We start from the raw sequence: 13,778 nt of genomic DNA, 5'->3' as shown, positions 1-13,778 counted from the left end.
ATGGCTAGGGTGTGCTCGCGGCATCCGGCCCGCTGGGGATTTCAATGGCCACGACATCGCAACGCCTCGGCCTGCCGGCGTTGATTGCACTGGTGGTGGGCTCGATGGTCGGCGCCGGCATCTTCTCATTGCCGCAGAACGTTGCCCGCAGTGCCGGCCCGGCCGCCGCGATGATCGGCTGGGCGCTGAGCGGTGCGGGCATGCTGATGCTGGCCTTCGTGTTCCAGGCCCTGGCCAACCGCCGTCCGGACCTGGACACCGGCATCTACGCATATGCACGCGAAGGCTTCGGCAACTACATCGGCTTCTCCGCGGCGTGGGGCTACTGGGTCGCTTCGGTACTGGGCAATGCCAGCTTCTTCGTGCTGATCTTCAGCGGCCTGGGCCATTTCATGCCGGTGTTCGGCGAAGGCAACACGCCAGCCGCCGTGGCCGCTTCGTCCGTACTGTTGTGGACCGTCCACCTGCTGGTGCTGCGCGGCCTGCGCACGGCAGCCATCGTCAACGGCCTGGTGACGGTGGCCAAGCTGCTGCCCATCGCACTGTTCCTGGTGCTGGCCGCCGGCGCGTTCCGCATGGAGGTGTTCCGCGCCGACTTCTTCGGCACGCCTGCGCTCGGCGACCTCGGCCAGCAACTGCGCGGCATGATGCTGGTCACCGTGTGGGTGTTCATCGGCATCGAAGGCGCCAGCATCTATTCGCGGCGTGCCGCGCGCCGTGCCGACGTCGGCCGTGCCACGGTGATAGGTTTCCTGGGGGTCTGGCTGCTGCTGGTCCTGGTCAGCCTGCTGTCGATGGGCGTGCTGTCGCAGGCCGAACTGGCCGGGCTGCCCAACCCGTCGATGGCCTACGTGCTGCGCGCCATCGTCGGCGAATGGGGCGCGACGGTGATCATCGCCGGTTCGATCATTTCGGTGCTGGGCGCGCTGCTGGCCTGGGTGCTGCTGTGTGCCGAAGTGCTGTATGCCGCCGCTGGCGACGGCACGATGCCCGCCTTCCTGGGACGCGAGAATGCGCGTGGCGTGCCGGCCAATGCGTTGTGGTTGAGCAACGGGCTGATCCAGCTGTTCCTGCTGCTGGTGCTGTTCAATGCGGGCAGCTACACCGGCCTGGTGCTGCTGGCCGCATCGATGAGCCTGGTGCCCTACTTCCTGTCCACCGCGTTCGGCGTGCAACTGGCCTGGCGCGGACAGTCCTACGCGGGTGAGCCACGCGTGCGCTGGCGCGATTTCGTGGTCGCGCTGCTGGCCAGCGCCTACGCGCTGTGGCTGGTGTATGCCGGCGGCCTGAACAACCTGCTGCTGTCGGTGCTGCTGTACGTGCCCGGCGTTGTTCTGTTTGCGCAGACCCGGCGCCAGCGCGGCGAGCCGGTTTTCACGCGCTGGGAGTGGGCGCTGTTCGGCGCGATCCTGGCAGTAGCAATTGCCACGCTGGTAGCGTTCTGGAAGGGCCGGATCACGCTGTAGCGGCGAGCGCGTGCCCGGCTTGGAGGATGCAGCCGAGCATGGGCTCGCCGCCACAACACGGCAAAAAAAAACCTGCATCTCGCGATGCAGGTTTCTCAAGGTGGCGCCCGAAGTTGGACTCGAACCAACGACCCCCTGATTAACAGTCAAGTGCTCTAACCGGCTGAGCTATTCGGGCAGACGACTAGTATAACCACTCTTCACGCGCGATGGTAGGGGTGATTGGCAATCATTGCGGCAGCCCGATACAGCTGCTCGGCCACCACCAGACGCACCAGCATGTGCGGCAGCGTCAGCGGTCCGATCGACCACTTTTCGTCGGCCAGCGCAGAGACCTCTGGCGAATGCCCTTCCGGGCCACCGATCAGGAACGCCAGGTCCCGGCCCTGCCCGCGCCAATGCTCCAGGCGTTGCGCCAGCTGCTCGGAACTCAACTGCCGCCCCGGCACGTCCAGTGCCACCACGTAAGCGTTCTTCGGTAGCGCGGCGATGACCCGCTTGCCTTCATCCTCGGTGGCACGGCGCGGATCGCGCCCCTTGCCGCGCAGGCCGGGTTCGATTTCCACCAGCTCGAACGGCAGCCAATGCGACAGCCGCTTCTGGTATTCGGCGAACCCCTGCGCGACCCAGCTGGGCGCGCGTTCACCGGTGGCGATCAGGCGGGCTTTCATCAATGGTCCTCCAAAACGTCGACGGCGCCATCGGCGCCGTCGAAGGGATGCATCAACGTGCGGCTCAGGCCACTTCGTCGTCGCTGGACGGCGGCTGGTCGCCGACGGTCCACAGGCGCTCGAGCGCGTAGAACTCACGCACGCGCGGCAGCATCACGTGGACGATCACGTCGCCCAGATCGACCAGCACCCACTCCGCTTCGCGCTCGCCTTCAACGCCCAGCGGCATCACGTCGATGTTCTTGGCGAAGCGCACGACTTCATCGGCAATCGACTTGACGTGGCGGGTCGAGGTGCCCGAAACGACGATCATGTAGTCGGCAACGCTGGACCGGCCGCGCACGTCGATCTCGACCAGGTCCTTGGCCTTCAGGTCTTCGGTGGCTTGGCGGACGCTGGCCAGCAGTTCCGGCACGGACGGCGGCGGGCTGGGCAGATCGACCTTGATGGTCTGGGGCTGGGTCTGGTTGCTCAAAGTGGATCGACTCGATAAACGTGGGGGCGATTATACGGGGATGGCGCGGCCGCGCCATTCACGCCGTGGCCGGGCGGTACAGCCCGTGTGCAGCGACATAGTCGGCCACGGCCGGGGGCAGCAGTGCGCGCCAGGGACCGCCAGCGGCAATCTGCGAGCGCACTGCGCTGGCCGATTCCCCGCGTAGTGGGTGGTGCAGGCGCAGGATGCGCCCGGCCGGGCTGGCGAACAGGGCCTGCTCATTGTCGGCCCAGCGCCCTTGCAGGGCACGCCCCAGCTCGCCATCGATCGACGCCTGCAACGGGCTGCCCGGCCGTTCGGCCACCACGAAGTGGGCCAGATCGAACAGGGCCTCCCATTCGTGCCAGCCGGACAGCCCCAGCAGGCTGTCGGCGCCCACCAGCCAGGCCAGCGGCCGGCTCGGGCCCAGCTCGCCACGCAGCTCGCGCAGGGTGTCGACGGTGTACGACGGGCGACCGGGGCAGCGGGTGGCACGATCCAGTTCGCGACGGTCCAGCAGCAGCCCCGGCTCGTCGCCGATGGCCAGCGACAACATCGTGCAGCGCTGCTCAGCGGTGGCGCCGGGCACCGCGCGGTGCGGCGGATCGGCGGCCGGCAGCATGCGCACGGCGACCTGCAGTTCATCACGGGCCGCACGCGCGATCGCCAGGTGCCCGAGGTGCACCGGATCGAAGGTGCCCCCGTAGTAGATCCGCAGGCTCATCACTCAGGCCCGCGCCAGCAGGCGCACGGCACGCGGTTCGGCCACGGCCACCAGCAGGCGTTCCAGCGCCAGCCAGGCGTCGCCGTCAGCGCGCCCCTTGGCAATGCGGTCGACCAGCCCCGCCTCGGCCACAAAGCGCTCCCAGCGCTTGCCTTCCGGGTGCCGCTGCAGCGCGCGCTTGTAAGGCGCCTGCCGCGATTCCCAGATGCCGCGCGATTTCATTTCAGCGGCCAGGTTGCCACCACGCGCCTGCACGCGGGCCAGGCCTGCGCCCGCCAGCAGTTCGCGGATCACCATCGGCATCAATGCGGCCACCGCCTCCCCTTCACCGCGCAGGCCGGCCAGCATGCGCAGCACCGCCGGCGGCTGGCCGGAGAACGTCGCCTCCACCAACCGGAACACGTCGTAGCGGGCAGCGTCAGCCACCAGCGACTCCATCCGTTCCACATCCAACGGCTGGCCGTCGGCCAATAGCGCCAGCTTGTCGATTTCCTGGGCGGCGGCCAGCAGATTGCCCTCCACCCGCTCAGCCAGGCGCTGCACGGCAGCAGGGTCGGCACGCAGGCCCTTGCCGCGCAGGCGGCGCTCGATCCAGTCCGGCAGTTCGTGCGGCTTGATCGCCCATGCCACCGACAGCACGCCGATGCGGCTGACCGCCTCGGCCCACTTGCCCTGGTGGGCCTTGCTCCATTCATTGGCGGTGATCATCAACACCACGTCCGGCGCCGGGTTGGCGCAGAACTGGCTGATGACCTCGGCGCCCTCCTTGCCCGGCTTGCCGCTGGGCAGGCGCACCTCGACCAGGCGGCGGGCGCTGAACAGGCTTGGCGCATTGAAGCTGGCGTCAAGCTGGTTCCAGTCGAAATCACGCCCGTCGGCATCGAACACTTCGCGTTCGCCGATGCCCGAGGCGCGCGCACGCGCGCGGATGGCATCTGCGGCTTCCAGTACACGCAGTGTTTCCGGGCCTGCGATCAGGTACACCGGCGCCAACGCGGTGTCAGCGCCCTGGCTGGCCAGCTGCTCCGGACGCAGTTCCATCGTCGCTGCCGCTCAGTGCTTGACGGCGGCGGCAGGCTCTGCCGGCACCGCGCCCTCGATCGGCTTGGCCTTCGGCGCGGACAGGCTGCCCCCCTTCTCGATCTCGGCGCGGACCACGCTGTCGATACGGCGGATGATCGAGGCGGACATTTCCCGGCGCAGCTCCGTGGCCAGGATTTCGCGTTCGGTGGTGGTACCGGTGGCGTCGGTCGGCGGCGACACGTAGTCGCGCGACAGTTCGATCACCTGCTGCGGCACCAGTTCGCTGCCATCCTCGCGGCGGAAGATGAAGATCACCGCATAGCGCAGGCTGTACTCCTGCGCACGACCCTGCGAGTCGATGGCGATCGGGAGGTCACCCCAGCGCTCGGACAACACCTGCAGCTGGGTACTGGGTTCCTTGCTGTCCTCATCGGCCAGCCTGGCACCAGAGGCCAGCAGGCTGCGATTGAGCAGCTTGACCAGTTCACTGTACGGGGCGGTGGATACCACCTTCACCGGGGCGGTGTCGGTCGGCAGCATCAGCTTGTTGCGCAGATGGAAGCCGCAGCCGGCGAGGCCGAGGACAAGAACGAGGGCAAGCAGGATTCGGGTCATGGAGACAGTCTGGCGGAGCCGGGCGATCACGGCAACACACAGCGTGCCCGAAGCCGCGTGAATGCAGGGCCATCAAGCACCCGGCCCTGCTTCTGGAAAGGCATCGGCCACCGCGCGGGTGGCCGGTGCGAGGTACATCAGGCGGCGACGATGTTCACGATCTTGCCCGGGACGATGATGATCTTGCGCACCGTCAGGCCTTCCATGAACCTGGCCGCGTTGGGCTCGGCCAGCGCCAGCGCCTCGACCTGCTCGCGCGCGGCATCGGCCGCCACCTCGATGGTGCCGCGCAGCTTGCCGTTGACCTGCACCGCCAGGGTCAGGGCATCGCGTACCAGCGCACTGCTGTCGGCCTGCGGGAACGGCTGGTCTTCCAGCAGCGTCTCGCCATGGCCCAGCACCTGCCAGAGGGCGTGGCTGGCATGCGGCGTGATCGGGTTCAGCAGCAGCACGACGGCCTGCAGCGCTTCCTGGCGCACCGCGCGGCCCTGCTCGCTGTCGTCCTCGAACCTGGCCAGCGCGTTCATCAGCTCCATCACCGCTGCGATGGCGGTATTGAAGCTGTGGCGGCGACCGTAGTCGTCACCGACCTTGCCGATGGTTTCATGGGTCTTGCGGCGCAGCGCCTTCTGGTTGGCATCCAGTGCTGCAACGTCCAGTGCCGGGGCGGCACCGTCGGCAGCATGCTTCTGCACCTGGGCCCACAGGCGGCGCAGGAAGCGCGCCATGCCGTCCACGCCGGCCTCGTTCCACTCCAGCGACTGCTCCGGCGGCGCGGCGAACATCGAGAACAGGCGCACGGTGTCGGCGCCGTACTTGCCGACCATCGCCTGCGGGTCCACGCCGTTGTTCTTCGACTTGGACATCTTCTCGGTGCCACCGACCACCACCGGCTGGCCGTCGGCAATCAGGGTGGCGCCGGTGATGCGGCCGCGCTCGTCACGCTGCACTTCCACATCGGCCGGGTTGATCCAGTCCTTCGAACCGTCCGGATTCGGGCGGTAGTAGGTCTCGGCGATCACCATGCCCTGGCACAGCAGGTTGCGCGCCGGCTCGTTGCTGTCCACCATCCGCGCGTCGCGCAGCAGCTTGTGATAGAAGCGGAAATACATCAGGTGCAGGATCGCGTGCTCGATGCCACCGATGTACTGATCGACCGGCAGCCAGTAGTTGCCGCGCTTGTCGACAGCGTCACGGGCACCCGGCGAGGTGTAGCGGGCGTAGTACCAGCTCGACTCCATGAAGGTGTCGAAGGTGTCGGTCTCGCGCTCGGCGGCGCCACCGCATTCCGGGCAGGTGGTCTTGCGCCATTCCGGGTCGGTCTTGATCGGCGAACCGGTCCCGGAGAACGCCACGTCCTCCGGCAGTACCACCGGCAGCTGCTCCTCCGGCACCGGCACCGCACCGCACTTGTCGCAGTAGATCACCGGAATCGGGCAGCCCCAGTAGCGCTGGCGGCTCACGCCCCAGTCGCGCAGGCGGTAGTTGACGCGGCGCTGGCCCTGGGCCTTGCGCTCGAAACGTTCGGCCAGGGCTTCGAAGGCCCCCTGGAAATCCAGGCCGTCGAACTCGGCCGAGTTCACCAGCTCGAACGCACGGCTCTTGTCGCTGTACCAGTCCTGCCAGCGGCTACCGTCCCAGTTGCGCTCTTCGTCGGTGCGCGCATCCTTCAGCGCGATCACCTGCTTGATCGGCAGGCCGTACTTGTTGGCCACTTCGTTGTCGCGCTGGTCATGGCCCGGAACGGCCATCACCGCGCCGGTGCCGTAGCCCATCAGCACGAAGTTGGCGACCCACACCGGCACCGGCTCGCCGGTGACAGGATGCAGCGCGCGCAGGCCGGTATCCATGCCGCGCTTTTCCTGGGTTTCCAGTTCAGCCTCGGATACACCGCCCTGCTTCAGGTCGGCCAGCATCGCGGCCAGTTCCGGGTTGTTCTTCGCTGCGTGCAGCGCCAGCGGGTGTTCGGCGGCGATCGACACGAAGGTCACGCCCATCACCGTGTCCGGGCGGGTGGTGAACACGCGCAGCGGATCCAGCACGCCACCATCGACGTCGCGCACGTCGAACTGGATTTCCAGGCCCTCCGAGCGGCCGATCCAGTTGCGTTGCATGGTCTTGACCGATTCCGGCCAGCCATCCAGCTCGTCCAGGCCATCCAGCAGTTCCTGGGCGTAGTCGGTGATGCGCAGGAACCACTGCGGGATCTCACGCTTCTCCACCAACGCACCGGAGCGCCAGCCGCGGCCGTCGATGACCTGCTCGTTGGCCAGCACGGTCTGGTCGACCGGGTCCCAGTTCACCACCGCGTTGCGGCGATAGGCCAGGCCCTTGCGCATCAGGCGGGTGAACATGCGCTGCTCGTGGACGTAATAGTCCGGACGGCAGGTGGCGAACTCGCGCGACCAGTCGATGGCATAGCCCAGCGATTTCAGCTGGCTGCGCATGTGGTCGATGTTCTTGTAGGTCCACGCTGCCGGCGCGGTCTTGTTCTTGATCGCGGCGTTTTCCGCCGGCAGGCCGAACGCGTCCCAGCCCATCGGCTGCAGCACGTTGTGGCCGGTCATGCGCTTGTAGCGGCTGATCACGTCGCCAATCGTGTAATTGCGCACGTGGCCCATATGCAGCGCACCGGACGGGTACGGAAGCATCGACAGGCAGTAGTACTTCGGCTTGTCCGAGGTCTCGTCGACCTCGAAGGCACGGGTGGCGTCCCAGTACTGCTGGGCGGCGGATTCAACCTGCTGCGGGTCGTAGGCGTTGGTTTCAGCGCTGGTCATGGAACACGCGGATGCGGCGGCAAAGCGGTACAGCGTACCGCAGTGCGGCAAACGTCTCCAATCCTGCCTGCCTGGGGGGGGCGCCGCGATGCCCCGGGAGCCGTCTCAGCGTTGGCGCGACAGCGGCAGTGCGGCGGCCAGCCAGGCCACCCAGCAGGCGAACGCCAGCCGTTGTGCCAGCGGCGCCGGCAGGACGCCCTGCAGGGCAAACGCGGCCACCGCAGCCAGCACGCCGCAGCCCAGGGCCAGGGCGCCCAGGGCGCGGCCATGCGCCTGACGCAGCTGTGTCGTGCCCAGCAACAGGGTTCCGGCGACGAAGCCCAGCACCCAGATCATCCAGGCACTGGCATGCAGCTGGCTGGCGGGCCCATGCAGATCGTCCACGTCCAGCGGCAGCAAGCCCATCGCGGCAAAGCCCAGGCCAGCCAGCAGCAGCATCTGGCTGCCGACCCTCGGTGCCCAGCCGGCAGTGGCGGGCAGGCTGCGGCGCAGGCGCTCAGCCACCACCGCAGCGAGCACGCCGGGCAGCACGAAGCCAAGCAGATTGAAGGCCAGCGCATGCGGTACGCCCCGCGCCCCCAGCAGCGCCACCGGGTGGCGGGCCTGTGCATAGCCCTCCAGGCCGGCACCGAAGCCAGACACAGCCAGGACGAACACGACTGCAGCAAGCAGTCCCAACCAACGATCAAGCCGGACCATGGACATTGCGCGCAGTCACCCGGAAAAGAATGGATCAACGCATTGTCGCGGCAGTGACGCAGTGCGCCAAGCGCGCGGCCGAGGCCGGGTACTTCCGGCGCACCTCGGCCAGCACGCCGGTCAGCTCCGGAAAGCGGGTGATCCACGGGCTGTGCTGCGTGCCACGCCCCCGAGGCCGTCGCGCGCGATGTGACGGCAGGGTTGAGACGGACATCGATCGTCACCATAGAATCGGTCTCCAGATGCCAAGCGATGCTTTCCCCATGACCGAGACGACCTACGTATTCGACGCCACCACTGCGACCTTCGAGGCCGAAGTCCTGCAGAAGTCGCTGCAGACGCCGGTGCTGGTCGACTTCTGGGCCACCTGGTGCGGGCCGTGCAAGACCCTGGGCCCGATGCTGGAAAAGCTGGCTGGCGAGTACAACGGTGCGTTCGAGCTGGCCAAGGTCGATGTCGACAAGGAACAGCAGATCGCTGCGGCCTTCCAGATCCGCTCGGTGCCCACCGTGTTCCTGGTCAAGGGCGGCCAGCTGGTGGACGGCTTCCCCGGCGCCATTCCGGAAGGCCAGCTGCGTGAGTTCCTGGCCCAGCACGGCATCGTACCGGCCGATGTGGGCGATGCTGCCCCCGAAGATGACGCCCCGCTGGATCCGCAGGCGCAGGTCGATGTGCTGCGTGCGCAGATCGCCGCCGAGCCGGACAAGGATGAACTGAAGCTCGACCTGGCCCTGGCCCTGCTGCAGATCGGTGGCGTGGACGAGGCACGCACCCTGATCGACGGCTTGCCCGCCAATCTGGCTACCGACGACCGCGCCGTGCGTGCCCGCGCCCGCCTGGCCTTCGCCGCCGCGCTGAAAGATGCCCCGGCCGCCGAGGTGCTGGAGGCACGCATCGCCGCTGACGGCAAGGACCTCAAGGCCCGCCACCTGCGTGGCGTGCAACTGCTGCTCGGCGGTCATGACGAGGCCGCGCTGGCCCAGTTCCTGGAAATGCTGCGGATCGACCGCGGATTCGAGGAAGGCCTGCCGCGCAAGGCCCTGATCGACGCCTTCAATGTGATCTCCGACGAGGACCTGGTCGGCCAGTACCGCCGCAGGATGGCGTCGCTGCTGTTCTGAACGGGAACCCGCTCCGTTCAGAATTCCTGCACTGAACGCGGGCAATAATGCCCGCGCTGGTGGCCACGCGGTCGCCACGATCCGTTCGGGGGGATGAGGTCGGGGCCATGGGGTCTTGCAGCTGCACCCCCGCATTGCCGGGATTGCAAACTGTGACCGTCGTCCGCTCTCTGTCGTTCGCCATGCATTTAACGGGCGCTCTGCTCTGCGCCGTCTTCCTGATGCCCGCCATTGCCGGCGCTCAGGACTGGAACTATCGGGTCCGGCCCGGCGATACCCTGTGGGACCTGGGCGGGCTCTACCTGAAGCCCTCGGTACGCTGGCAGCAGCTGCAGCAGCACAACCGCATCGACAACCCCTACCAGTTGCCGCCGGGCCAGCTGCTGCGCTTCCCGATCAGCTGGCTGCGCACCGAACCGGCGCCGGCCCGGGTGCTGTCCGTGCGCGGCAAGGTCGCGCTGGCAGGCGCCGATGGCACGGCGACCCGCGCGCTCCAGGCCGGCGAACAGCTGCATATCGGTGACACCGTGGAGACCGAAGGCGACTCCAGCATCACCCTGGAATTCGCCGATGCCTCGCGCCTGCAGCTGCGCGAGTACTCGCGCCTGCGCCTGGATCAGCTGAGCCGTTACGGCCACACCGGCATGGTCGACACCCGACTGCGCCTGCAGCAGGGGCGAGCCAGCAACCGGGTGACGCCGGCGCGCGGTCCCGCCTCGCGTTACATCATCGATGCGCCCACCGCGACCAGCAGCGTGCGCGGCACGGTGTTCCGGGTCAGCGCCGGGGATGACGGGCACGTCGGTGCCACCGAGGTCCTGCAGGGCAAGGTGCAGGTCGGCAACTCCCATGGCCAGCGCCTGGTCCGGCCGGGCCAGGCCACCCGCAGCAGCAGTGCCGATGCGGCGCCCGCTGCGGTCTCTGCACTGCTGCCGGCGCCGGCGCTGCGCAATGACGCGCTGCGCCTGGCGCTGCTGCCGACCCTGCTTGCCTGGGAACCGGTCAATGGCGCCGATCATTACCGGGTGGAAGTGGTGCAGGCGGCAACGCCGGAGATCCTCCTGTTCGCCGCCACCACCGCCAACACCCGGCTGGCGATCGGCGACCTGCCGCCTGGCCAGCTGCGCATCCTGTTGCGCGCGGTCGACGCCCAGGGGGTCGAAGGCCTGGATGCCAGCGCCGATTTCGAGCTCGGTGACCAGCCACCACCGCCACTGACCGTATCGCCGCTGCATGGGCAGACGATCAACAGCGACCGCCCGCGTTTCCGCTGGAGCCAGGCCCCCGGTGCGCGCAGCAGCGTCCTGCAGATCGCCACCGAGCCCAGCTTCCTGCAGCCCCTGCAGGAGCAGGCCACCCATGCGACCGACCTGCGCCTGACGCGACCGCTGCCGCCCGGCCAGTACTACTGGCGCGTGGCTTCGCGCGATGGCGAAGGCCGACAGGGCCGCTATGGCCAGGCGTTGCCGCTGGAGCTGAGCAATGAACCAGTGGACCCGGCACTGCAACCGCCCGAGGCCGCACACGGCGAGCTGACGCTGCGCTGGCAGGCCGGCAGCGAAGGCCAACGCTACCGGGTGCAGGTGGATCGCCGCGGCGACTTCAAGGCACCGCTGGTCGACGAAACCGTGGATCATCCGCAGGTGAGCTTCAAGCGCCCGTGGAGCGGCACCCTGCATGTACGCGTGCAGTACATCGACGATGACGGCCACGCCAGCGCGTTCTCGCCTGCCCAGCAGGTCCCGCTGCCGTGCCGCCTGTGCTACGGCGCGGGTGGCGGTGCCCTGCTGCTCTGGTTGTTGTTGTGAGGCGCTCGCCGCTGCCATGGTCGAATCGGATCCTGCTGGCTCTGCTGGCCGGCGTGCTGACCATCGTGGCCAGCCAGGGACAATGGCTGTGGCGGCAGGACGAGGCGGCCTATGATGCGCTGGTCGGCAACTGGGAGTACCGCCCCGATCCCAGCGTGCTGATCGTCGCCATCGACGAAGGCAGCCTGCAGCGCATCGGCCAGTGGCCCTGGCCACGCTCGGTGCATGCACGCCTGCTTGACCGCCTGACCGATGCCGGCGCCGAACGCGTCGCGCTGGACCTGATGCTGTCCGAACCGGATCGCCGTGACAGCCGACAGGATGATCAGCTGGCGGCCGCCATCCGACGCAATGGCCGGGTGGTGCTGCCGGTGCTGGCCGCACCGGCGGCCGGCGACCGCATGGCCGAGGAAATGCTGCCGATCCCACAGATCGCTGCCAGTGCTGCCGCCATTGGCCACACCGATGTCGAGGTGGATGGCGACGGCGTCGCCCGTGGCGTCTATCTGCACGCAGGTATCGGCCAGCCGCACTGGCCGGCACTGGGCCTGGCACTGGCCGACCTGCCTGCCGGTGCCGTACGCGGCCTACCCGATCCCGACCCGGAACTGGGCTCGCCCTATCAATGGCGTCGCGACGATTACGTTCGCGTGCGCTACGCCGGCCCCCCCGAGCGGCTGCCACAGGTGTCCTATGCGGACGTTCTCGATGGCCACGTGGACATGGCGATGCTGCATGGCCGCCGCATCGTCGTTGGCATGACGGCCAGCGGCATCGCGCCCCGCCTGCTGACCCCGACCACCCGCGAGTTCTGGATGAGCGGCAGCGAGTACCAGGCCAACATCACCTCGATGCTGCTGCAGCACAAGCAGATCGATGTTCTACCGCATGCCTGGCAGCACGCCATCAGCGGTGTGCTGGTGGCGCTGTGCGTGATCCTGCTCGGCCTGCGCCTGCCCTGGCTGGTCGCGCTGTGTTCGTTGCCGATGCCTGCCCTGCTGAGCTGGCTGCTGCTGCGCACGAGTGACCTGTGGTGGGCGCCGGCCAGCGCGATGCTGGGCGTGACGCTGGCACTGCTGGTCTGGGCGGTGTGGCGGATCTCGGCCTGGCACCGCCAGGCCAACCGCGACGCCCTTACCGGCCTGGGCAACCGCCTCCGCTTCGAGCAGTCGCTGCAGCAGGAATGCGATGCAGCGCGGCGCAGCGGCAAGCCATTGAGCCTGGCGTTGATCGACGTCGACCACTTCAAGCGCCATAACGATCGCCACGGGCACCAGGTCGGCGACCGCGTGCTGCGTGATGTCGCCCGCCTGATCGGCGCCCATGCGCGCCGCCCGCGCGACATGGCCGCACGCTACGGTGGCGACGAATTCGCGCTGGTGCTGCCGGATACACCGGCCGAGGGCGCACGCCAGGTGATTGAGGACCTGATTGCCTGCGTGCGCGCATTGCCGGCGCCGGGCGATGGCAGCGACGATACCGTCACGCTCACCATTGGCGTATTCACCCGCGTGCCCGACGGCGAACTGCAGCCCCACCATTTCGTGGAAGGCGCCGACACCGCCCTTTATCAGGCCAAGGCCAACGGCCGCGACGGGTACATGATCGACGGCCCATGAGGCAGGACATGCACGCCGCCGTTGGACACACGCCCGGGGTGCAACATACGCATGCGAATGGTTAGACTGGACGCCTCGCCTCGCGCCCCGGACCCGCATGAACGCCCGCCTGTTCCGCTTCGGCATCAACCTGTGGCCGCCGTTCCTGTTCACCGGCATCCATGTCACCCGCATCACGCCCGATTACCGGCAGATCGACGTCGAGCTGCGGCTGCGGCCGTGGAACCGCAACTACGTCGGCACGCATTTCGGCGGCAGCCTGTTCGCGATGACCGACCCGTTCTGGATGCTGGGCCTGCTGCACATCCTCGGCCGTGACTACTACGTGTGGGACCGGGCCGGTGCGATCGATTTCCTCAAGCCTGGCCGGGGCACGGTGTGCACCTCGTTCCGCATCGACGATGCGCTGCTGGCCGAACTGCGTGCCGAAGCAGCGGGCGGCGAGAAGGGGCTGCGCTGGTTCAGCAACGACGTCGTCGACGAAAGCGGCGAGGTGGTCGCCCAGGTGCGCAAGCAGGTCTATCTGCGGTTGAAGCCACACGCGCGCTGATCCGGCGCGGGCGCTGTACTCTGCTGCCCTGCCAGGGAGGCTCCGATGCGCGCGTATGCGCGTATGCCTGTGCGGTGCGACGCGGAGCGAAGGCAGCCGCGAGGATGACGAGGACAGCGCGCACTGGCCACCGTTGCTCAGTCGCGCGCGGCGGCGGGCGGGGCGTCCCCCGCCACCATCGGTACCGACAACCATGGGCTCTCGTCGGTGCTGCGCGGCGCTGAGCG

The 13,778-nt window shown here is 68.2% G+C and carries 12 protein-coding genes, 1 tRNA gene and 1 pseudogene; 5 read left to right on the top strand and 9 right to left on the bottom strand.

Annotation, left to right across the window (positions count from 1 at the left end):
- Nucleotides 1-44 precede the first annotated feature (44 nt).
- A complete protein-coding gene (locus tag HMPREF3114_RS01900; protein ID WP_053498946.1) occupies nucleotides 45-1,466 on the top strand; it encodes a basic amino acid/polyamine antiporter in 1,422 nt (473 codons plus the stop codon).
- 101 nt (nucleotides 1,467-1,567) lie between these two features.
- Here HMPREF3114_RS01900 and HMPREF3114_RS01895 read toward each other — a convergent pair.
- The 9 genes and pseudogenes from HMPREF3114_RS01895 to HMPREF3114_RS20865 form a co-directional block, all read right to left on the bottom strand.
- A tRNA-Asn gene (locus HMPREF3114_RS01895) sits at nucleotides 1,568-1,644 on the bottom strand.
- 22 nt (nucleotides 1,645-1,666) lie between these two features.
- On the bottom strand, nucleotides 1,667-2,137 hold the full coding sequence (rlmH, locus tag HMPREF3114_RS01890; protein WP_005418108.1) for a 23S rRNA (pseudouridine(1915)-N(3))-methyltransferase RlmH: 471 nt from the start codon (nucleotides 2,135-2,137) through the stop codon (nucleotides 1,667-1,669).
- A 64-nt stretch (nucleotides 2,138-2,201) separates the two neighbouring features.
- The gene (rsfS, locus tag HMPREF3114_RS01885) at nucleotides 2,202-2,612 is read right to left on the bottom strand and encodes a ribosome silencing factor (protein WP_005418109.1); all 411 of its coding nucleotides are present in this window, start codon (nucleotides 2,610-2,612) and stop codon (nucleotides 2,202-2,204) included.
- Nucleotides 2,613-2,670: 58 nt separating this feature from the next.
- The gene (gene nadD, locus HMPREF3114_RS01880; RefSeq protein ID WP_005418110.1) at nucleotides 2,671-3,336 is read right to left on the bottom strand and encodes a nicotinate-nucleotide adenylyltransferase; all 666 of its coding nucleotides are present in this window, start codon (nucleotides 3,334-3,336) and stop codon (nucleotides 2,671-2,673) included.
- A gap of 3 nt (nucleotides 3,337-3,339) precedes the next feature.
- The gene (gene holA, locus HMPREF3114_RS01875; RefSeq protein ID WP_070488900.1) at nucleotides 3,340-4,377 is read right to left on the bottom strand and encodes a DNA polymerase III subunit delta; all 1,038 of its coding nucleotides are present in this window, start codon (nucleotides 4,375-4,377) and stop codon (nucleotides 3,340-3,342) included.
- 90 nt (nucleotides 4,378-4,467) lie between these two features.
- Nucleotides 4,468-4,974 (bottom strand): annotated as a pseudogene (lptE, locus tag HMPREF3114_RS01870) (LPS assembly lipoprotein LptE); the annotation flags it as partial.
- A 137-nt stretch (nucleotides 4,975-5,111) separates the two neighbouring features.
- On the bottom strand, nucleotides 5,112-7,754 hold the full coding sequence (gene leuS / locus HMPREF3114_RS01865) for a leucine--tRNA ligase (RefSeq protein WP_005418117.1): 2,643 nt from the start codon (nucleotides 7,752-7,754) through the stop codon (nucleotides 5,112-5,114).
- A 105-nt stretch (nucleotides 7,755-7,859) separates the two neighbouring features.
- Nucleotides 7,860-8,459: a DUF998 domain-containing protein gene (locus HMPREF3114_RS01860; RefSeq protein ID WP_049459673.1), complete on the bottom strand. Its 600-nt coding sequence runs from the start codon at nucleotides 8,457-8,459 to the stop codon at nucleotides 7,860-7,862.
- Nucleotides 8,460-8,487: 28 nt separating this feature from the next.
- Nucleotides 8,488-8,667 carry a hypothetical protein gene (locus HMPREF3114_RS20865; protein WP_141750768.1) on the bottom strand — a complete coding sequence of 60 codons (180 nt, stop codon included), beginning with the start codon at nucleotides 8,665-8,667 and terminating at the stop codon, nucleotides 8,488-8,490.
- 49 nt (nucleotides 8,668-8,716) lie between these two features.
- Between HMPREF3114_RS20865 and trxA the strand changes: the two genes are divergently transcribed.
- The 4 genes from trxA to HMPREF3114_RS01840 all read left to right on the top strand — a co-directional run bounded on the left by trxA (nucleotide 8,717) and on the right by HMPREF3114_RS01840 (nucleotide 13,551).
- Nucleotides 8,717-9,574, top strand: a complete 858-nt coding sequence (gene trxA / locus HMPREF3114_RS01855; RefSeq protein ID WP_053498949.1) for a thioredoxin — start codon at nucleotides 8,717-8,719, stop codon at nucleotides 9,572-9,574.
- Nucleotides 9,575-9,681: 107 nt separating this feature from the next.
- Entirely contained in the window at nucleotides 9,682-11,382 is a 1,701-nt protein-coding gene (locus HMPREF3114_RS01850; RefSeq protein ID WP_070488897.1) for a FecR family protein, read from the top strand.
- On the top strand, nucleotides 11,379-13,001 hold the full coding sequence (locus tag HMPREF3114_RS01845; protein ID WP_053498953.1) for a CHASE2 domain-containing protein: 1,623 nt from the start codon (nucleotides 11,379-11,381) through the stop codon (nucleotides 12,999-13,001). Before HMPREF3114_RS01850 ends, HMPREF3114_RS01845 begins: the two co-directional genes overlap by 4 nt.
- Before the next feature lie 97 nt (nucleotides 13,002-13,098).
- Entirely contained in the window at nucleotides 13,099-13,551 is a 453-nt protein-coding gene (locus HMPREF3114_RS01840) for a DUF4442 domain-containing protein (protein ID WP_070488894.1), read from the top strand.
- The last annotated feature ends 227 nt before the right edge of the window (nucleotides 13,552-13,778 follow it).

The organism is Stenotrophomonas sp. HMSC10F07 (assembly GCF_001807895.1).
Classification (GTDB): domain Bacteria; phylum Pseudomonadota; class Gammaproteobacteria; order Xanthomonadales; family Xanthomonadaceae; genus Stenotrophomonas; species Stenotrophomonas sepilia.
Note: the sequence above shows the minus strand (reverse complement) of the source record. Positions and strands in the feature narration are given on the sequence as shown.